The 20,061-nt window shown below is 61.4% G+C and carries 20 protein-coding genes; 6 read left to right on the top strand and 14 right to left on the bottom strand.

Annotation, left to right across the window (positions count from 1 at the left end):
- The first annotated feature begins 9 nt into the window (after positions 1-9).
- A complete protein-coding gene (locus tag AC5RK6_RS08025; protein ID WP_016441749.1) occupies positions 10-600 on the top strand; it encodes a GDSL-type esterase/lipase family protein in 591 nt (196 codons plus the stop codon).
- A 4-nt stretch (positions 601-604) separates the two neighbouring features.
- On the opposite strand, the gene AC5RK6_RS08020 is transcribed toward AC5RK6_RS08025, so the two are convergent.
- Positions 605-1,390: an L-threonylcarbamoyladenylate synthase gene (locus AC5RK6_RS08020; protein WP_435730760.1), complete on the bottom strand. Its 786-nt coding sequence runs from the start codon at positions 1,388-1,390 to the stop codon at positions 605-607.
- A gap of 319 nt (positions 1,391-1,709) precedes the next feature.
- Between AC5RK6_RS08020 and AC5RK6_RS08015 the strand changes: the two genes are divergently transcribed.
- Entirely contained in the window at positions 1,710-7,940 is a 6,231-nt protein-coding gene (locus AC5RK6_RS08015) for a DUF4011 domain-containing protein (protein WP_159454966.1), read from the top strand.
- Between the two features lie 141 nt (positions 7,941-8,081).
- On the opposite strand, the gene AC5RK6_RS08010 is transcribed toward AC5RK6_RS08015, so the two are convergent.
- From AC5RK6_RS08010 to AC5RK6_RS07950, 13 genes are all read right to left on the bottom strand, one after another.
- The gene (locus AC5RK6_RS08010; RefSeq protein ID WP_284883767.1) at positions 8,082-8,267 is read right to left on the bottom strand and encodes a hypothetical protein; all 186 of its coding nucleotides are present in this window, start codon (positions 8,265-8,267) and stop codon (positions 8,082-8,084) included.
- Positions 8,249-8,518 (bottom strand): Txe/YoeB family addiction module toxin, encoded by a 270-nt coding sequence (locus AC5RK6_RS08005; protein ID WP_435730759.1) that lies wholly within the window; start codon positions 8,516-8,518, stop codon positions 8,249-8,251. The genes AC5RK6_RS08010 and AC5RK6_RS08005 overlap by 19 nt, the downstream gene beginning before the upstream one ends.
- The gene (locus AC5RK6_RS08000) at positions 8,512-8,748 is read right to left on the bottom strand and encodes a type II toxin-antitoxin system Phd/YefM family antitoxin (RefSeq protein WP_087069892.1); all 237 of its coding nucleotides are present in this window, start codon (positions 8,746-8,748) and stop codon (positions 8,512-8,514) included. Before AC5RK6_RS08000 ends, AC5RK6_RS08005 begins: the two co-directional genes overlap by 7 nt.
- Positions 8,749-8,801: 53 nt before the next feature.
- Entirely contained in the window at positions 8,802-9,656 is an 855-nt protein-coding gene (locus tag AC5RK6_RS07995; RefSeq protein WP_435730758.1) for an ABC transporter permease family protein, read from the bottom strand.
- Positions 9,653-10,504, bottom strand: a complete 852-nt coding sequence (locus AC5RK6_RS07990; RefSeq protein ID WP_087069894.1) for an ABC transporter ATP-binding protein — start codon at positions 10,502-10,504, stop codon at positions 9,653-9,655. The genes AC5RK6_RS07995 and AC5RK6_RS07990 overlap by 4 nt, the downstream gene beginning before the upstream one ends.
- Positions 10,497-10,877 carry a hypothetical protein gene (locus AC5RK6_RS07985; protein WP_087069895.1) on the bottom strand — a complete coding sequence of 127 codons (381 nt, stop codon included), beginning with the start codon at positions 10,875-10,877 and terminating at the stop codon, positions 10,497-10,499. Before AC5RK6_RS07985 ends, AC5RK6_RS07990 begins: the two co-directional genes overlap by 8 nt.
- 2 nt (positions 10,878-10,879) lie before the next feature.
- Positions 10,880-11,629: a DUF5808 domain-containing protein gene (locus AC5RK6_RS07980; protein WP_435706282.1), complete on the bottom strand. Its 750-nt coding sequence runs from the start codon at positions 11,627-11,629 to the stop codon at positions 10,880-10,882.
- Positions 11,616-11,966 carry a PadR family transcriptional regulator gene (locus AC5RK6_RS07975; protein ID WP_016441758.1) on the bottom strand — a complete coding sequence of 117 codons (351 nt, stop codon included), beginning with the start codon at positions 11,964-11,966 and terminating at the stop codon, positions 11,616-11,618. The genes AC5RK6_RS07980 and AC5RK6_RS07975 overlap by 14 nt, the downstream gene beginning before the upstream one ends.
- Positions 11,967-12,213: 247 nt before the next feature.
- A complete protein-coding gene (locus tag AC5RK6_RS07970) occupies positions 12,214-12,786 on the bottom strand; it encodes an MIT C-terminal domain-containing protein (RefSeq protein WP_159454967.1) in 573 nt (190 codons plus the stop codon).
- A 564-nt stretch (positions 12,787-13,350) separates the two neighbouring features.
- Positions 13,351-14,688: an RNA-binding domain-containing protein gene (locus AC5RK6_RS07965; protein WP_159454968.1), complete on the bottom strand. Its 1,338-nt coding sequence runs from the start codon at positions 14,686-14,688 to the stop codon at positions 13,351-13,353.
- A 351-nt stretch (positions 14,689-15,039) separates the two neighbouring features.
- On the bottom strand, positions 15,040-15,114 hold the full coding sequence (locus AC5RK6_RS07960) for a 50S ribosomal protein bL37 (protein WP_096334972.1): 75 nt from the start codon (positions 15,112-15,114) through the stop codon (positions 15,040-15,042).
- A gap of 103 nt (positions 15,115-15,217) precedes the next feature.
- Positions 15,218-15,547: a mycothiol system anti-sigma-R factor gene (gene rsrA / locus AC5RK6_RS07955; RefSeq protein WP_026429087.1), complete on the bottom strand. Its 330-nt coding sequence runs from the start codon at positions 15,545-15,547 to the stop codon at positions 15,218-15,220.
- Positions 15,544-16,137 carry a sigma-70 family RNA polymerase sigma factor gene (locus tag AC5RK6_RS07950; protein WP_307886242.1) on the bottom strand — a complete coding sequence of 198 codons (594 nt, stop codon included), beginning with the start codon at positions 16,135-16,137 and terminating at the stop codon, positions 15,544-15,546. The genes rsrA and AC5RK6_RS07950 overlap by 4 nt, the downstream gene beginning before the upstream one ends.
- 107 nt (positions 16,138-16,244) lie before the next feature.
- On the opposite strand from AC5RK6_RS07950, the gene AC5RK6_RS07945 reads away from it, so the two are divergent.
- The 4 genes from AC5RK6_RS07945 to AC5RK6_RS07930 are packed head-to-tail and all read left to right on the top strand — an operon-like array spanning position 16,245 to position 20,044.
- Positions 16,245-16,748 (top strand): DoxX family protein, encoded by a 504-nt coding sequence (locus AC5RK6_RS07945; protein WP_234984407.1) that lies wholly within the window; start codon positions 16,245-16,247, stop codon positions 16,746-16,748.
- Positions 16,749-18,143, top strand: coding sequence for a 3-phosphoshikimate 1-carboxyvinyltransferase (gene aroA / locus AC5RK6_RS07940; RefSeq protein WP_087069900.1), 1,395 nt, complete (start codon positions 16,749-16,751; stop codon positions 18,141-18,143).
- Positions 18,140-19,234 carry a ribosome small subunit-dependent GTPase A gene (rsgA, locus tag AC5RK6_RS07935; protein WP_087069901.1) on the top strand — a complete coding sequence of 365 codons (1,095 nt, stop codon included), beginning with the start codon at positions 18,140-18,142 and terminating at the stop codon, positions 19,232-19,234. Before aroA ends, rsgA begins: the two co-directional genes overlap by 4 nt.
- Complete coding sequence (locus AC5RK6_RS07930) at positions 19,235-20,044, top strand: inositol monophosphatase family protein (RefSeq protein ID WP_087069902.1); 810 nt, start codon at positions 19,235-19,237, stop codon at positions 20,042-20,044. It abuts the gene before it with no gap.
- Positions 20,045-20,061: the final 17 nt, after the last annotated feature.

The following is a 20,061-nucleotide window of genomic DNA, read 5'->3' as shown; positions in this document are numbered from 1 at the left end:
GAGGCAGCCGTGGATTCTTTACGTGTCATCTTCATAGGCGATGAGTTGGTGGCCGGGTACGGCGATGCGCGGGCCCTCGGATGGACGGGCCGCGTTATGGCACGCACTCTCACCGATCCTCCGCTTCTCCCCCTCACTTTGGCTGTGCCCGGTGAAACGATTTCGGAGATGGCGGAGCGCTGGGAGCGGGAAGTTGCTTTGCGTACCGGACCGGATATTGAGGCGCGCCTGGTTATCGGGCTGGGTAGTCACGATCTGGAGCGCGGGGGCACCATGGCGCGGGCGCGCCTGCACCTGGCGAACTTGCTGGATTCCGCGGACCGTATGCGGATGCGCCCCTTCGTGGTGGGCCCGCCCCCGCGCCCGGATCTGCCCCGCGATGTGCAGCTCAATTTGTCCAATGCCTACCGGGATGTCACGGAGCGGCGCCGTTTCCCCTTCGTGGATACTTTTAGCCCGCTGGTTGACCACGAGCAGTGGAATACCGATATGGACCTGAGCGGGGGCTATACGCCCCGCCAGGCCGGTTACGGGCTTATGGCCTGGCTGGTGCTCCACCACGGGTGGAACCAGTGGCTCGGGATTCGCGAAGCTCTTTAGTGGCTTAGTAGTATGCTCCCTGCCGGAAATCCCAGCTGAGGAATGATTCGGAAAGCAGCTGGAGAATCCGATCCAGGTACACACCCTTACGGATAAGTACCGGCGCCGGGGCAACCATGCGCTGCCCGTTCTGTTCGGGCACCAGTTTCCCGGATTCATCTACGAAAGACACCATTACCCCCTGCTCCCATCGCGTGGCTTCTGAGGCATCGGGCTGGATGGACGTCACGTAGTCATCGGCTTCGATCACCAGGTCCGCTTCGGTGGCGATATCGGTTCCGATCCCTTCCACCTTGCCGCGGTTCCCGCGCCCGGAAGGGTTCGCCGAGGAGGCAAAGACCAGCTTCTCATCCTTCTCCCACAGCTCCGCCGCGATCTGCTCGGCAGCCCTACCGTAGCGAATCACGAAACAGGAGGTTCCGCGTCCGTCGCGCACCAGATTACGCGCTTCGCCTTCTTCCGGAATGTAGTGTTCGGCAGCCTCGGCACGCCAGGGCAGGATGCAGCCCATGAGGATGTCTTCGTCCCAGTTCTTCTGGTAAAAATCGCGAATTTCCGGGGTGAGTTGCGCCAGGGTTTCCAGTTCTTCCATGGAGCCGCACAGCACCACGGCGGGCTTATTGCGTTTGCGGTTCTTCACCGCGAATTTGCGTTCCAGCCCGGCCGAATCGGTGGTGGCGATAATATAGCCGACCTTGGTGGGGACCACGCACATGGCGCCGCCCGCGCGAAGCAGCTGGGTGGCTTCCGTATTCAGTTCGCCATTCCAGTGCACATATCCTTCAGCCACGCGGGCCTCCTTCTCTTCTACCGTGGGTGGTTCCGTTTCCTCGAGAAACGTACGCGCGGTGGTCGTTTCTAGTACGACGCCGCCCGGCGCGTGCCGCGCCGGGAAACCGCGCACTCTGGAGACTAATGTAAATTCCAGATTCTGAGACGAAATGTTCACATATTGGACGCGCGCGCATCGTTCCGCGGACTAAAATACCCGCCTGTCCGGGGGAGATACGGAGTAACATATCGGGTGGATTGTCGAAAATATCGCCGATTGCCAATGAGGACACGGCAAGGCACACACCTACGGAAGGGCACTAGCGGGAATGAGCGGAGTGGGATCTGAGGGAATCGACGTTCTTGTTGTGGAATCCGGAATCCTCCGCGTTGAGATCTCCTATGCAGGGAAAACCGGCTGGGCACTTGCCCATAACCAGGTTCCAGTTATCAAAAATATCCTCGCGACCAATACGTCGGATAGTGAGGCGAGTGAACAGGCGCATCTGGAACTGAGCGCTCGCATTGGCGCGGATTCACTTTTCGACCTCACGGTTCCCCTTCCTGAACTCCGGCCCGGAAAAGCCGCCCCGGTAGCACCGCGTTTCCTCGCGCACACCCGCCTCGACCCGAATAATCCCCTATTACAGGCAACCGAATCCCAACCCGGAACCCTGGAAGCACATCTGCGCACCGAGGGGAGTTCCGCGGCCGGGTATGCCCGAGCCGATATACGTATCCTCGCTCCGAATGAGTGGTTCCACGCTCCGGCATATTTTGAGTCGCTGGCGGCTTTTGCGCAGCCCAACGCCCCGCAGATTCCCGCGCTGGTGCGCAAGGTCTCCGATTTACTCAAGGAAGCCACCGGCGATGCCTCAGTGCAGGGCTACCAGGCCGGTATCGAACGGGTGCTTCAAATCATGTCGGCTGCCTACGCGGTTTTAGCCGCGGAGGATATCCGTTACGTCACCCCACCCGCTTCTTTCGAAAATACCGGCCAGCGCATCCGCACCACGGAGGAAGTTCTTACCGCGAAAGCCGGCACCTGCATCGACCTGGTCCTGACCTACGCGGCCCTGGCGCAGTCCTGCGGGCTGCTCCCGGTGATTATTTTGGTGCCGGGGCACGCCCTCGTTGGTATTGCGAGCACGGAGGATGGCCTGCGCGAACCGGTTATTACCGAACCGGCCTCCATCAATAATTATTTACGTTCCGGTGCAGTTCTTGCCTTGGATGCTGCTTTTTACGACGCCGCGCTCAGCTTCCCAGATAACCTCAATCGCACCAAGGCGAAGCTGACAGACGGTACTGTTCTTGCCCTTATTGGATTGGCGGAATCGCATAGAGATGGATTGCGCCCGCTTCCCACTCAAGCCCCTCCGGCTGCCGCCCTACCGGATGCTTCGGCCTCAGCTCCAGCCGAGGCCGCCGCGTCCGCGCCTCATGCGCACTCCCCCGCGGCGGCTATTCGCGCTGCCGGGAAACTGGCGCGGCAGTTGGCCGGAGAGGATTCCGCGGACTATCTCACTTTGGATACCAGCGATGCGGCGCCGGCCCGGGTGCAGCGCTGGAAGCGCGAACTCCTCGACCTCACTTTGCGCAACCGCCTCCTCAATATCAAACCGGCCAAGGAAGTCCTGGAATTCGAAGTTCGAGCCGGAATGCTGGCGGATATTGATGATCGCATTTCCCGCGGGGATCGCATTACGATGCGCGCCCAGGATGATCTTTCCGATAACCGTTTCCTGCGCGGAACCACGGATGTGAGTGATTTATCCGATGCTGAGGTGAGCGATGAACTGAGCGAGCGCGGCATCCTCTTCGGGCACGTAACCGAGTACCGCTACGCCGAGTTCTTCAAGAACTTGGCTCGCACCACGAAAACGCTGGCGGAGGAAACCGGATCAGCCAATCTTTATCTCATGCTCGGAACGATGCGCTACACCAGCAAAAACGGGAAAGATGCCAGCGCACCGCTTTTCCTCCTCCCGGTACGGCTAGGGGGCGGTTCGGGCCGTTCCCGTTTCACAATCCAAGCCGATAACAGCGCTGAGGCCACCCCCAACCACTCTCTGGTGGAATGGCTCCACCAGGAACACGGCGTGCATATCACCGCGCTTTCCGAACCGAAACTTGATGCTTCCGGTCTCGATATTGACTACGCGCTCCGTGAGATTTCCGCCGCGCTGGTGCGCGAGAATCTTCCCTTTACGGTGACTCGGGATGTCTACCTGGGTATCGCAAAATTCTCCACATTCGGAATGTGGCGGGATCTGCGCGATCACTGGGATATTTTCATGGAATCTCCGGTATTCGAACACCTGACGCTGCGCCCCGGGGAAAGCTTCGTGGAGCCGAGTGACCTCCCACCGATTGAGCAGATTACCCCGAATGAGGCGGAACTTAATCTTCCTATTCCCGCCGATGGCGCGCAGATGCGAGTGGTATCCGCGGCCGGTCAGGGATATAGCTTCGTGGTGGAAGGACCTCCGGGAACCGGAAAATCCCAAACTATCACAAATATCCTGGCCCACCTCCTGGAACAGGGGAAACGGGTACTCTTCGTGGCGGAGAAGCAGGCCGCGCTCGACGTCGTCAAAACACGCATGGAACGCATTGGCCTGGCACCTTTTATTCTCGATTTACACGGCGGGGAGCAACGCCCCCAGGCTATTCGGGATCAATTGCGCGGCGCGATTGACGCGAGCGTTCATTACGATATGCACCGCTGGGATAATGCGCGGGCACTGCTGCGTTCCCGCCTCGAACCCCTCGCGGCCTACCCGGCGCTTGTGCACGGAATGAATGCGGCCGGGCATTCGCTCTGGTCGGCCGTCACCGCGTCTCTCGATCTTGGCGAGGGAGCGGTCGCGGTAGTTCCACAACGCTTCGTCACCGATCCGAATGCTCGCGCAACTATCGCCACTATCGATGAAGCGCTGCCCAATATCGCGGTGCGTGCACGCAGTACCGATCTGGCCGCCATGTCCGCCTGGCAGCTGGTGGGCCCGTATCACGCCCCGCTCCCCGAACTCATCCATGCTTTCGACGGGCTCGCGGCCATGGCCGCGCAATGCGAGAAATACCCGGAGCTGGTCGATACCCTGGGGAGCGTTCCGCTTGCGGACGTACGCAAGGCACTCGATGGAACCTCACCGCTACTGGATCCGGATGAGGCCCGGCAGCTGGCCTCCTCCACCTGGAAAATCGCGACGGTCGCCGATAAGCTCTCCCGGCTCACTCCCGAACTTGAGTTTTTCACCGATATTTTCTCTCCCGCATTCTTCGCGTACGGCGATACCTCCGCACTCAGCCGCGCGCTCGATGAACTCGCGGAGGGCGGCTTCTTCGGGAAGAAGAAGCGCGTGGCAGCGTACCGTTCGGCCCTTATTCCGGCGCTACCCGCCGGGCGGGAACCGGATATTGAGGGCGAGCACTCCCCTGATACAGTCCGGGCCGCTCTCGGCCGGCTGAGCTATATGCGCCGCGCCCTAGCTGATCTGGAAACAGAACTAGAAAACATCCCGGGAGCTCGCCAGCGCGTGAGTGTGGCTCTCAGCGACCCGAGCGCTCCGGCAGCGCTCGCGGAGGCCGCGGATTCTCTCCAGCGTTCTTTGGAGCTTTCCACCCGCTTCCCCGCCCTGGTGGAGCTCACCCGCCGCGCCGACAGCCTGGATGATGCTCGCGCCGCGCTCGACATCATTAGCTCCACCTGGGACGCCTGGGTGAGCGCCGCCGATCTGCAACTCCCCTCGGAAAACCGGTGGATGAGCGTTTTCCAAGAATGGTATCCGCGCTGGTCAGCAGCCGGGCGCGATTCCCTGGCTGCCGCGGTCGAATGGCACCGCGCCACCGCGATCTTGCGCAAGAACGGCCTGGAAGAATTCCAGCACCAAATCGAAAGGGGTGAGGTGCCCGACCGTGATATCTCCCTCGCCTTCCGCCGCGGGGTGGCCTCCACCAGCGCGGAAGAACGCATGCGCGCCTTCAGCGGCCATATTTCCCTCTCGGAACAAAATAGTTCGGATCTCACCCGCCTCCAGGAAGCTTTCGCCACCATTCAGGGTGAAGCCACCCAGGCGCTACCGGCCACCCTTATGGCGCGGCGGTCCTTCCGCCCCGGGGAGCTCCACGGAAAAGTGGGAACCCTGCGGCGCAACCTGGATCGCAAACGCGGGGCACGCAGTTTCCGCTCCTTGCTGGAAGAATTCACCGAGGAGATCCTGGAAGCCACACCCTGTTTCTTCGCTAGCCCGGCATCGCTTGCCACATTCGTAGATCCCACTGCCGTAGTTTTCGACGTCGTCATTTTTGACGAGGCGAGCCAGATTACCGTTGATCAGGCGATGGGTGCCATCGGCCGCGCCAAAGCGGTGATCATTTCCGGGGATAGCCGGCAGATGCCGCCTACGCGGTTCGGGAAAACTGGCCCGTTCAGCGGTGATGATGAGGATCTTGACGATCCGGATCGCCCGCTCGTGGAGACGGTGGTCAGCGATCTGGAGTCGATTCTTTCCGAGGCGGTCGAATCGGGCCTGCCGCGCCTGTGGCTCTCCTGGCACTACCGTTCCCGGGATGAATCCCTCATTGCCTTCTCCAACGAAGCCTATTACGAAGGTAAACTCTCCAGTTTCCCCTCGCCGGGTAACGCGGCGCTTTTCGGCGGTGCGGGCGTGAGTATGCGGCGCGTTTCCGGAACGTTCGACCGCAGCCGCGGGGCCACCTTCCGCACGAATCGGGTGGAAGCCGAAGAAATCGTGCGCGATATTCACCGGCGCCTTAATTCGCCGGCATTAGCGCACCAATCAATCGGTGTTGTCACCTTCAATATCCAGCAGCGCAACCTCATCCTTGACCTGCTGGAAGACTCGCGCGATCCCCTCATCCGCGCCGCGATGGAACAGGAAAAGGATCCGCTTTTCGTCAAGAATCTCGAAAACGTCCAGGGTGACGAACGCGATGTCATTATTTTCTCCACCGCATTTTCACCGCGCGAACCCGGTGGCCCCCTTCCCCTCAATTTCGGGCCGCTCAGCCGCGAGGGCGGTGAACGCCGCTTCAACGTCGCCATTACCCGCGCCCGCAGCGAGGTGCTGGTGGTCACCTCCTTCGATCCGGAGGACATCGACCTCAATCGCACCCGCTCGCGCGGAATGCAGGACTTACGTGAATATATGTTGCGGGCCCGCGCGCGTACTCAGAACGACGGCGCAGCTCCCGCACCGGCCGATTCGGCTGCGGAAGCCAGTTCTGCACTTCCCCGCGCCCTGAGCATTAATGACAACCCGGTGCGTGACCGACTTATGCGTGAGCTGCGCGAGCGTGGCTGGGAAGTGCAGGGCGATTACGGCCTCTCTAGTTACACCCTCGATATCGTGGTGCGCGAGCCGGGTAGCAAGGTGTGGCTTCTGGCTGTCATGTTCGATGACGAAAAATGGAGTTCGCTCCCCACGGTGACCGATCGTGATATTACTCCGCAGCTGCTGACCTCCATGATGGGGTGGCTCGCGGTGGAACGGGTGTGGCTTCCGGAGCTGCGGCGCGATCCGGCTGGGGTCATTGACCGCATTGATGCTTCGGCACGGGAAGCCAAGGAACGGTATGCGGCAGAGGAACGGAAGGCCGAGAAACGCCAGGAGCGGGCCGCGAAAAAGCTGGCCGGCCGCAAAGCCAAACTCGCTCGCCGCGAACCGGAAAGCACCCATCAGGACCCGGATGCCGAATCGGCTCTCACCTGGCGTGAAGTCCCCTCGGCGCATCGCAACACGCACACGAAAGCAAAACGTGCGGCCGAACCAGCGCAGCACGGAACCCCGGAGGATCCGCAGCCAACCCCGCAATCTGCTCCGCATCCGAAGCGAAGTACAATTCGGGTCGCTCTCAAGCCAGCCACCCCGGAAAATCCCACTGACACATCTGAGGGACGCTGGCGTTTTGGGGAAGCCTGGGAAAAACACGGCACGAAACCCGGAGAATCCGTTCGTCGCATAAGCGAGAGCGTTGATGACTGGGGTACCGATATTCCGCCATGCCCAGCACCGTTAACTCTCCCGGACACGTCGCCCTTGGGGAGCCGCGAGGAGCTGGAGTTCCCCATGTCTACCGCGCGCACAGCCGAAGTTCGCGAAGCCGTGCGGGAGATGATCGAAGAGAGTGCACCGCTTCCTTTGCAGTCCTTGCGGGTAGCGATTGTTAAGAGGTTTGGACGGCAACGGACCTCCGAAAAGGTCAACAAAATCCTCGATACGTTCATCCCTCAGGATCAGATTTTCGTTGATGATTCCGATGGCCAAGAATTTGTATGGCCTGAGGATGTTTACCCGGAGAATTGGCATTATTACCGGCCCTATCCCGGCCGAGGCATCAACGAGATTCCGTTGCGCGAAATCTATAATATGGCGCGCGTATTGGTTGACAAGTATCCGGAAGAATACCAGTGGGGCGAATACCCTGATGAGGATTTCGTGCGCCGTATTCTCAAAGAATTCAGCCTCTTGCGGCTCAGCCCGGATTCCCAAGCTCGGGTGAGCGAAGCGGTGCTTTTGTACGGTAACGAGCACCGGGACTAGCCGGCAGCAAAGCGGCTCCCGCACTGAGCATAATGCGGGAGCCGCTTATTTTCTACCATTCAAGCGGATCGCTTGTGCCGCCCTCGTAGCGGGCCGCCTTAACGGATTCAGCGAAACCGGGATTACCCCGGCCTTGCCGGCTTACCCGAGCGGGCGGCGCTGGTAGAGGCGCAGTGCGAGCCAGAGGAGCGCGCAGGCAGCGAGCGCCGTCGTCGTTACTATCCACCCCACAGGCCCGCGGCCAGAACCACCACGGAAAGCAAGAAAACAATGGCGAGCAGCCAGAGTGCCGCTAAGGCTTGCCAGATTTACTCGTAGTGCGTCCACATCCTTAGAATCGTGACACACCTACGTTCTTCATCCACTTCGTAAACAAGGCGATGCTGAATATTGATCCTTCGCGAAAAGCATCCCGAAAGTTCACCAATAAGCTTCTCGTATCGCGGCGGTGTCTCAAAGGTATTGCGCGTTAAGATTTCGAGCAACTGGGCGGCCTTGATTTTAAGGCCGCTTTGAGAGAGAAGTTTCGCGTCTTTTCGAGCCTGACGAGAGAATTCTAACGACCATGCCTCTACCAATCGAGAGCCTCACTCGTGCCACCCTCACGCCGAGCCTCCTTTACCGACTCAACGAAACCGGGAATGTTCGACAAGTACAAGGTTTCTTGAATAGCACGCCAGTCATCTTCCCCAACCAGGACAGCGTTATGGCGTTGCCCCGAAATGGTAACCGGCGTGCTTTCCTCGTTTACGTCATCAATAAGACGATACAGATTCGCTCTAGCCGCGGTCGTAGTTATAACGTTCATACCAGTAGCGTACGCCATTCCGTACGAACTCTCTAGAGGTACTCCCCTCCCAATTACCCGAGCGGGCGGCGCTGGTAGAGGCGCAATGCGAGCCAGAGGAGCGCAAAGGCAGTGAGCGCCGTCGTCGTACCTATCCACCACAGGCCCGGAACCTCGGCACCACCCGCCACGGCGCCCACAGCATCGTTCAAACCGAGCGGAGTGTAGCGCGCGCCCGCTTCCCACATGCCACCGAACGCCAACACGAGGTAGGCAACGAAACCGATACCCGCGCTGGCCAGCATATTTCCCGTTGCCACCGCGGCCAGAACCACCACGGAAAGCAAGAAAATAATCGCGAGCAGCCAGAGTGCCGCGGCTCCCAGGAGCGCGAGCACGGCGCCGTCGTCGAAAAGAATGCGGGTGAGGATGCCGGCCACTGTGCTGCCGCCGAAAGCCACCGCTGCCACCAAGAGCACCGTGCTCAGCATTTTCCCGGCGAAAACGGCCGTGCGGCTCACCGAGCGCGTCACGATCAACACCACCGGGCCGCCGAGCATCCCGGTGACGATCTGGTAGGCGCCGAGCATCACGAAAAGCATCCCGAAAATCTGGTGGAGGTTTGTCACCCATTGCGCGTGCGCCTGGATCCAGGTGGGCTCGGCCATGACCGCGCCGAGCGCCGCCGCGGTATCCGGCCCGGCCAGCGCGGCAATAATATCGGGGGCGTAGAGCGCCGTGAGCGGGGAAACCACCGCGAGCAGCAGCGCCAGGCCGAGCACCACCCAGGTGCTGGGCACCCGCAGCAGGCGGCGCAGGTCGTAGCGCAGCACCGCACGGTTGCCGGTGCGGATGTGCGTCGCGTGAGTGCGCGCAGCGGGGCGATCCGTAGCGCGACTGCCCGTAACGCGAGTATCAGCAGAACTCATTGGCTTACCTTTCCGCGCGAGAGGTATTCGTATACATGCTGGAGCGAGGGCGGAGCAACATCGAGCTGCGCCTCCACGCCCGCCGCCCCGCACGCCGCCGCGATGGCGCTACGCGCCGCCTCGGTATCCGCGCGCGCCACGCTGACCTGCACCGTGGCGCGTTCGGGCCGGTAGAGCGCGAGCACCTCATCGAGGGGCCCTTCGGCCAGGAGCGTGCCCTCGTGCAGCATCCCCACGTGGTCGCATACCTGCTGCACATCCGCGAGCAGATGCGAGGTGAGAAGCACCGTGGTACGCCCGGCCAGCTCGCGAATAATATTCAGCACATCGGCGCGGCCGAGCGGATCGAGGGCGCTCGTCGGTTCGTCCAGCACCAGGAGCCGCGGGGCACCCACCAGCGCCAGGGCAATTCCCAGGCGCTGCGTCATGCCGCGGGAAAACCCGCCGATATTCCCCGGGGCGCGGGTCAGGCCCACCAGCTCGAGCAGATTTGCGGCCCGGCGGCGAGCCACCGCGCGTTCCACCCCGGACACCTCGCCGAAAAACTCGAGGGCCTGCGGCGCGCTCATCCACCCCGGCAGGCTGGGCACATCCGGCAGGTAGGCAACACCGGGCACCGGCGCAGCCGGCAGCGTGCCCCGCTCATACCCGAGCACCCGCGCCGTGCCGGAACTGGCGGCGATAAGCCCCAGCAGAATTTTAATTGTGGTAGTTTTCCCGGCGCCGTTCCCGCCGATCAGCCCGTACACCGAGCCCTCGGGCACGTGCAGATTGACATCCGTGAGGGCGGCGAGCCCCGCGAAATTCTTACTGAGATTTTCGGTGCGAACCGCGTACGTCTTATCCATAGAGCTCACGCACCGTTTCGCTCGCGTTGGCGGCTTGGGTTGCGGGCGCTTGCGCCGCGGCGGCGCGGGTTCCGAGCGCTTGCGTGCCGGCACCGGTTACCCCGGTAGCGCCGCCGGCCCGCCGTTCTTCCCAGGCCCGCCGCTGCGCCAATGCCTTACGCGCCCGCGCGTACATAAAGAGGAACAGCAAAGTCCCCACCAGCGAGCCGAGCAGAACAATCACCACCCACCCCAGGCGCGGCACCCCGGCGAGCTGCCGCTCCGGCCACCGCGACAGCAGCACCAGGCTCGTGATGAGCAGGGCGAGTTGGATCAGGGCCACGATTCCCAGGGCGATCTGCGCCGCCGCGGGCAAAGCAAGAAAATCTTCCATGGTTATTCAGTTTCTTTCGTATCGGGTGAGGTTGTGGTGCCGTGCGCGGCATCGGCGGCGACTGCGGATGCGGCCGAGTTTTCCGAGTGCTTGCGTTTGAGCAAACGGCCCAGATTCCGTAGCGCTCCGCGCGTAGTAGCGACGACGACGCCAGCTGCCACCACAGGAAGTGCCACCGCGGTACATCCAGCCAGGAGGGATGCCGCGGCTTGGCGGTGGCTGGCGTAGCGGTCCTGTGCCGCAAGCGAGAGTAGGGCCGTGGCCTGTAATCCGGCGGCGAGCGCGGTAGCCGGAACATCCACGCGTTCGCGATTACCCCAGGCCGCGAGCGCCGTGCCGGCAGCTCCGAGGAGCGCGGCGGGCGCTACGGCCCGCGCCGCCGGAACTATGCCGCGCGGGCGCAGGTTGGCACGAAAACCGGAGGGAAGGAGCCGGTGGCGGCGGGCCACCAGGGCGGCTGCTCCCACGGCAAGAGCTCCGCCAAGTGCGGGCGCGATGCTGAGAGCGTGGCGGGTGCGGGGAGAAATATAGTCTTCCAAGTCCGGGAGGGAATCATCCGGGCGGATCATTCCTAGCCGCACCGCGAGCGCGCCCATATTAATATCCCAGCCGATCCCGAAGTTGCGCGGCACAAAAACCCGGGGATTTTCCGGTTCGAACCAGCGCGAGCGAGCTTCACGGGAGCGCAGGGCTTCCAGAGAAGCGGGGATTCCGAAAATCGTGGGGGTTGTAGGCGAGCTAGGCTCCGGCATTGTTATCACCTCGGTCGGTTGTGAGGGCGGTGAGATGGGATGTGACGACGGCGGCAAGATTGCGCCATTCGCCAGCGAGTCGTTCCCCGTAGCTGCGGCCAGCCGCGGTGATCGTGTAGATCTTGCGCGGGGGCCCGGCCGGGGATTCCTCCCAATGAATGGCCAGGTGGCCAGCCTTTTTGAGACGGTTGAGAAGCGGGTAGAGGGTGCCGGCCGATACCGCCATACCCGCATTTTCCAGGCGCTGGAGCAATGCCCCGCCGTAGGCCGGCGCCCTGGAAAGCGAGGCGAGCACGATGAGTTCAAGCACGCCTTTACGAAGCTGGGAATCAGCCACCACTCCCCCTTTCAGTCACCGCGGTGCAGGTGCCGTGCGGGTACGTTCACACCGCTTGTATGCATCACATAGTAGTAAGGATAGCACAGTAGCGCGGTGAGTTTTCAGGATATGAGAAATCTAGTTTCTCTGCTACTATTGAGCCAATAGTTCAGCCCGCCCGAGGTTCCTCGGTGTGGGCTGATCCTCTATCCACGGCGGAGTCGGGGGCTAGCCCCAGTTTCCGCCCGCTCTCCCACGGATTCCCTTACTTCTTATCCAGGGAATAGGCGATGCTAAAACCCCGAACCTTTCGGAATTCTTGACGCGAGGTAGGGAAGGCGTAGTGGCCACCCTCGAAGTTGTGGTAGATATCGAGGCCGCGGCCCAAGAAGATGAGCCATCCCGTATCGGCACGCAACCAGCGGTCGTGTGCACGCGAATCGAAAATCACATCGAGGTCAATGCCCTGCTCAGCGGCATTTTCCGTGATCTTATCGAGCATCCGAACCTGAATTTCGTGATGCTCATTCTTCTTCGCCCTGAGTGTGAACAACCGAAAGCGGCATCGCTTTTCAGGATTTTTCACCAGAGCCACAACCGCCATGAACTCAACGAGGTTGCGCCCCTGATAGGAATAGCTGATGAATGGGTCATGTAATTCGACATCCGTACATCCCCGCAGATAGGAAGCAAATAGCAAATCGAAGGTAACGCCGGTTTGCCCCTCGTCGAAGATGCGGTAGCCCGGAAACGCGACACTGTGCCGGCCAGAACCATATCGATGCAAAGATCCCTGCACGCCGTGGTCGCCACTAGTTTCCAATACACGTTTCCCCATAAGGAAAATATAGATGACCGGCCAGGCGTTCTCGGCAGAGGTGGCTGATCCCACCCCGCAGACCCGGCTTCCGCTCGCAGATCGCCGCGTGAATCGCACCCTCTCCGCCTGCATACTATCTGCATAGTGACATTTTTGTCACCGCGGAATGTCATCGTGGATACGACGACGCAGCTCCCGCTATTTCGCCAGCTAACAAGCCATTTCTCCAAAACCAACAGCCCCCTATGACCGGCCACAAACGCAGTTCCGACTTGCATAGTGACATGCATAGTGACATTTTTGTCACTATGGAATACAGCCGCCCGCTGCCTGACGCCCACACACAGTTTCACCAGGTAACCAGCGTGTTTTCCGGAGCCCACATCCCACAATAGCCCATCACGAACGCTCTCCCCTTCTGCATAGTGACATGCATAGTGACATTTTTGTCGCTACGCACCCGCTCGCGGTCCGACTAAACAACAAAGGATTGCAAGGCAGCATGTACCACCAGCAGAGAGCACCACGCTAGCCGGTAACTCGGCCATAAGACGTTGAGCACTAGAGGAACAGTTGTCAGTACTAAAGAACTCTCCACTCCGGGTTCGCCTTGCTACCCTCGCGACGTATGTACCCTTTCATCGCAAGCGTATTAAGTGCGCGTTGAACCGTGCGTGCAGTCTTGGATATCTTCTCAGCCAACTCCTGTCGCGTCTGCTGGGGGCTTTGCGTAAGGAGTGCCAACACCGCCATCTCTGTGGAGTTCAGAGTCACGTCTATCGCAACACCTGTACCAATACGATCATCAGTTCCACGCATGAGCGCTACCGTAAAACCGACATCAAGATTAGTGAATTCATAAGGCACATCCGCATCATCGCACAGGCTTGCAACACGCTTCAGCCCACTGCCAAATTGTTCAATTTTACGCCCAAGATAAAGAGTTTTTGCGATCAGCGGATTGCGAGGTAACGAAGGTAAAACCCCGTCAATATAACCTTCGGGAGAATGCTGATTTGCAAAGCTGCCCGGACTGAATACCGTAATCCGATCCGAATAGACACAGACTTCGTGACATACTCCGCGGGCGCGATAGTCGGCATGAGCAAAACTGTTCGCGATGATCTCGCGAACTGCGGGTGCGGGAATTTCAGGAACTTCTTCTCGTGAACCACTAAAGATCTCACTGCGCCAACGGATATTGGCGAGTACATATTTTTCTGCAGTTTCAAGCAGTCGATAGATGTTAGAGTCCGCATGCTTGATATCAAGGAACGTGAGCTTTTCTGGAGTAGCGAAAACTGCCATCTTCAGCGAGACCGGCGAACCGCTACCAAAAAGCAGATTTCCAGCATTATTCAAATTCCCATTCACCGTCAAGCCCAGACGGTCAAGTACCCGTTCACTAGGCTCGTCAGATTCTGGCAATCTACCAGCCTTAAGTCCATCCCGAACGAATTGGCGAAAGACCTCTTTGTCGAGTCGATCTACCGACACTCCAGAATCGGCAGCCTCCCACGAAACAACGCTGCTTGCCTTCACGAAAAAATCACGCAAAGCCGCTGGCGTAACAGGACGGTCTTCATCGGCGGTACGCAGGTAATACCTACCCCGCGCCGAGTAGGGGATGTCGTTGCCGTTAACTTCAACCTTCACCACCGAAACACCGTCAAGCACTTCTGTAGTAATTGTGGGATACACCTGCGGTTTAATAGATTCGGCAATCGTGCGAGAGATACTACGCAAGGTGGCTTCGGATACATCTTGACCAATAGCCGTACCGTCGGGTTTGATGCCAAACAAGACCGTACCCAGCCCATGTTTATTCAACATGGCAGCAATCGACACGCAGGCTTCCTTAAGCTCAGACGTAGTCTTTTTGAACTCTAGAGTTTCCGATTCATTACCAAGATTCACCACTAACAACCCCTCCCTTCACCCCGATATTATCGCATACTCTCTGCATAGTGACATTTTTGTCACTATGGAATGTCACTATGGAAACTCTGGTACCGATACACTATTTCACCAGCTAACAAGCCATTTCTCCAAAACTAACAGCTCCCTAAGACCAGCCAAAAACGTCGTTCCAGCTTGCATAGTGACATGCATAGTGACATTTTTGTCACTATGCATGTCACTTAGCTCAGGCGCGGAAGCAGCGGCATACCCTGCCAAATCCCATCCCGCCAGCTGGCGGCGTCGTCGTAAAAAATAAAGGGCCCGGAAAACCGGACCCTCTACGCTTCTCGCAACAGCGAGCGCACCACTTTAGGAATTGGGGCGCTTGCCGTGGTTCGCCTTCTTCTTGCGGCGATCCTTGCGCTTACGACCACGCTGGCTCATGTTCTCTCCTCACGTCACGTTTTCTCAGCTCGTAAACGAGCAACCACATTAGCTTACCAAGGGCGACCGGTCAGGTAAATAAAACCGGCACAATGTGGCGAAACTACCCGAAATCGCGAGTGGTGCGCCGATACACCGAAATCTGCTGGGCGATCCGCACCCGCAGCGTCGCCGGCGCGACCTCCCGGCACGAGGCTCGCAAAATATCACGCACGTGGGTTTCCGCTTCCGCCCGTTCCGTACACCGCGAGCACCCCGAAATATGGGCCTGCAAACGCTCGCTTTGCACCGCGGAAAGCTGGTGATCCAGATACTCGAAAAGATAATCAGTAATATCCCGGCAGGAACACTCGCCCGCGGCGCTATCCAATTCAATCCCGCGGTTCCGGAACGAGTCTTCTACCCCGCGCTGCAACCTATCCTCACCGCTCACTTCTTCTCCTTCTTCCCATAGCCGAGTTCACGCGCGTAATCCGCGAGCAATTCCCGCAGCTGTTTACGCCCGCGATGCAGACGGGACATCACCGTTCCGATCGGCGTTTCCATGATGTCCGCGATCTCCTGGTAGGAGAAGCCTTCAATATCCGCCAGATACACAGCCATGCGGCGGTCTTCCGGCAGCGCGCTCAAAGCATCGCGAATTTCCGATTGCGGCAGATTCTCCAGGGCCTCCGCTTCCGCGGACATCATCCCCGAGGAAGCATGCGAAGCCGCCCGATACTCCTGCCAATCCTCCACCTCCGAGGAGTCAGCCTGCTTGGGCTGGCGCTGCGCCTTGCGGTAATTAGAAATAAAGGTGTTATTGAGGATGCGGTAGAGCCACGCCTTCAAATTCGTGCCCGGCCGGTACTGGTGGAAGGCCGAAAAGGCTTTGGCGTAGGCCTCCTGAACCAAATCTTCGGCGTCGGTGGGATTGCGCGTGAGGCGCATCGCGGCCCCGTATAACTGGTCGAGATACGGAAGAGCATCCCGTTCGAACCGCGCGGCGCGTTCGGCTGCGGTTTCATCGGGGGCGCTTCTCATTAGGTCTGTGCTCATCATGGTCTAGCCTAGTCCGTCTGCTGGACTGACATGGGTATAACGCCCGGAAAACGCGGGTATATTCCCCGATTTAGTGTAACAATATAGGTATGGGTATGATTCGATTCCTCGCGCGGCCCCTGCTTGCCGCGCCCTTTATTGCACAGGGGTTATCCGCGGTACGCCACCCCGAGGACCACCAGGAACGGGCTGAGAACATCGCCGGCCTGGCCGGAATGGCCGGGGTTGATCTCGAATCCGTTGACACCACCACTCTCACCCGCGCGCTGGGCGCCGTCCAGCTCATCGGCGGGGCATTCCTTTCCATCGGCAAATTCCAGCGCCTGTCCGGCGCGGCTCTCGCCCTCACCCAAATCCCGGTGGCCCTGGCCAATCACCCGGTCTGGGCGGCGGAGAAGAGCGAGCGACGCGAGGTGCTGGGCGGGCTGCTCGGCGCGCTCGGGCTGGCCGGCGGCGCCGCCCTGGCATGGACGGATCGCAAAGGCAAGCCTTCCCTGGGGTACCGTGTGTCCGAATGGCGCGATCAGCGCAATGAGCTCGCGGATGTGCGCGCTCAAGCACGCGAACAAATCAGAGAGGCGAAGCGTTCCTAAATGACTGACCTGTGGCCAGCACCGTTCCACCCCTCCCCCGTGCGCGGCAGCGTGGCCGTTCCCGGGTCCAAATCACTCATGGCACGCTTCCTCATCACCGCCGCGCTGGGCGGGCCCGGCACCACGGGCCGAATCCTCGCGCCCCTGCGCGCCCGCGATACCGAGCTCATGGCCCGCGCCCTCGCGAGCATGGGCGTGGGGGTCGCCTGGCAGCGCGGCACCACCGAAGCTGAGGACGTCCTCGATATTTCCCCCGCCCCGCTCCACGGCGCCACCATTGACGCGGGGCTCGCGGGAACGGTCATGCGTTTCGTCCCGCCCGTGGCCGCGTTCGCGCGTGGTGAGGTTGTTATTGATGGCGACGACGCCGCCCGCGTGCGCCCCATGGACCCGGTGGTGCGGGCTCTTCGTGATCTGGGAGTGGAGGTTGATGCCGCCAGCGATAGCGCCGGGCGGGCGGTCCTCCCGGTGCGGGTGCACGGCCAGGGGCGCCTGGCCGGAGGAACCGTGAACATTGACTCCTCCGCCTCCTCGCAATTCATTTCCGCGCTGCTGCTGGCCGGCCCGCGCTGCGAGGGCGGGCTGGTGCTGCGTTCGGTGGGGCCGAAGGTTCCTTCCGCTTTCCACCTGGCCATGACGGTGGACGTGCTGCGCCGGGCCGGTATTCAGGTGGAAGAATTCGCGGCCGGCGGGGCGCCCGCGGATCGCGAACACCCGGCGGTGGAATGGCATGTGCATCCGGGCACCCCGCAGCTGGGAACAGTGGTGCTGGAACCGGATCTTTCCAATGCTTCACCTTTCCTGGCCGCCGCTATGGTGACGGGCGGGACCGTGGAAATTCCGCGATGGCCGGCACACACCACCCAGCCCGGCGCGCAAATCGTCGATATTTTTACGGCCATGGGAGCGCGCGCCCAGCTGCGTGGCGACGGCGTCCTTGAGCTGACCGGGCCGCAGGATATTGCCCCCCTCGATGCCGATCTCAGCGATGTTGGGGAGCTCACGCCCACGATTGCCGCGGTGGCGGCCTTCGCCACCGGCCCGAGCGCGCTGCGCAATATCGGGCAGCTGCGCGGGCATGAAACCAACCGCCTGGCCGCGATCACCGCGGAGCTGAGCGGCGTGGGGATCCCCGCCCGCGAAGAAGGCGATGACATTATCATCACCCCGCCGGCTGGGCAGGGCGCGGCGGCGGGCGGCACGTCGGCAAGCGCACAGCCCGCGGCGCCCGCGCCAAACAACCCGGTTATCCGCAGCTACGAAGACCACCGCATGGCAACCTTCGGGGCGATCCTCGGCCTGCGCATCCCCGGGCTGCGGGTGGAAAATATTGCGACCACCGGGAAAACCATGCCGCGTTTCGCCCAGATGTGGACAGACCTGGTGGGCCGATGAGGGATATCGGCACCGACGATCCCCGCGTGCGAGTGCGGCCCGGAAAGGGCTCGCGGCCGCGCACGAAGATTCGGCCCGATTACTCCGACCGGCCCCTCGGCCAGGTCATCACCATCGATCGCGGGCGCTACACCGTGCTCATGAACGAAGGCACCCGCGTGATTGCGGTCAAAGCGCGGGAATTGGGCCGGGGCGCCGTCGTTGTTGGAGATAAAGTACGCCTGACCGGTGACCTTTCCGGGCGCAAGGACACCCTGGCCCGCATCGTTTTTATCGAGGACCGCAGCTCGCAACTCACGCGTTCCACGGACGAAGGCAACGAACGCGAGCGCACCATCGTGGCGAACGCGGACCAGATGGCGATTGTGGCGGCACTCGCGCAACCCGAACCGCGGCGCGGCATGATTGACCGCTGCCTGGTGGCCGCGCGCGATGCCGGTATGGATCCGCTCCTCATCCTCACCAAAGCGGACTTGGCACGCCCGGACGCCTTGCGTGCGTATTACGAACCGCTCGGGGTCCCGATTCTCGCAACGGCTTTGGGGTACGACGGCGCAGCTCCCGCAGCCGGGGACGCGGCCACGCACTCGGATTCTGACACGGCGCCCGCGCCTGGGGACACGACTCTCACACCCGGGAACGCAACCACGCACTCGGGCTTGGAGGCCGTGCGCGCGGCGCTACGCGGGCGCACCACGGTGCTCGTGGGGCATTCCGGGGTGGGCAAATCCACCCTGCTCAATGCGCTGGTCCCGGCCGCGGCGCGCGAAACCGGGCACGTCAACGAGGTGACCGGAAAGGGCCGGCACACCTCTACCTCCGCTATCGCCTTTCCACTGCCCGGCGGCGGGCAACTCATTGATACGCCGGGGGTGCGCAGCTTTGGGCTGGCCCATCTGGACGCCGCCGATATTCTCCGCGGCTTCCCCGACCTGGAAGAAACCGCGCTGGAATGCCCGCGCGGGTGCAGCCACGAGGCCACCGAACCCGAATGCGCCCTTGATAGCCTCACCGATCCACGCCTGCGCGAGCGGGTGAGTTCATTGCGCCGCGTGCTCGCCTCGCGCGGCTTCGAAGAATGGGAGAAATAAATGGATGCCAGCTCCACTATCGCTTTTCTGCACACCGTTGCGGATGCCGTGGACGCCCTCACCCTGGAGCGTTATGAGCGCCGCCGCCTCACCGTGGATACGAAGCCCGATAATTCGCCGGTATCCGATGCTGATCGGGCGGCCGAGCGGCTCATCCGCGAGTACCTGGAGCGGGATTTCCCCGGGGACGCCGTGTACGGGGAAGAGGAGGGCGGCAGCCTGGAGCACGCCCCGCGGCGCTGGATTATTGACCCGATTGACGGCACCCGCAACTACGTACGCCACAACCCGGTGTGGGCCACGCTTATCGGTGTGGAAGAAAACGGCCAGATGGTGGCCGGTATGGCGTCCGCGCCCGCGCTCGGGCGGCGCTGGTGGGCGAGCCGCGGCGGCGGGGCGTGGCTGAGTGAAAACGGGGGCGAGCCCCAGCGCCTGCGCGTCTCCGATATTGACCGGATGGACCGGGCCGCTTTCGGTTTTTCGTCCCTATCTAGCTGGGACGAAACCGGGCGCATGGCCACCCTCATCGCTTTCGCCCGCGCCACCTGGGGCACCCGCGCCTACGGGGCTTTCTGGCCCTATATGCTACTGGCCGAGGGTGCCTTTGATATCGCCGCGCAGCCGGGCCTGGATGTTTACGATATGGCGGCGCTGGTGCCGATCGTGGAAGAGGCCGGGGGAACCTTCACCTCGCTGGAGGGCAAGCCGGGGCCGTGGTGGGGAAGCGCACTGGTCACCAACGGAAAGTTGCACGCCGCCGCCCAAGCAATTATTAATGAGACACATGTCCAGCCGGGTAGCCGCGACTAGCCGACCGGCTAGCGAGG

This window comes from Actinotignum sp. usb-actsch-213, assembly GCF_059085665.1.
This window is presented reverse-complemented; position numbering and strand designations above follow the sequence as displayed.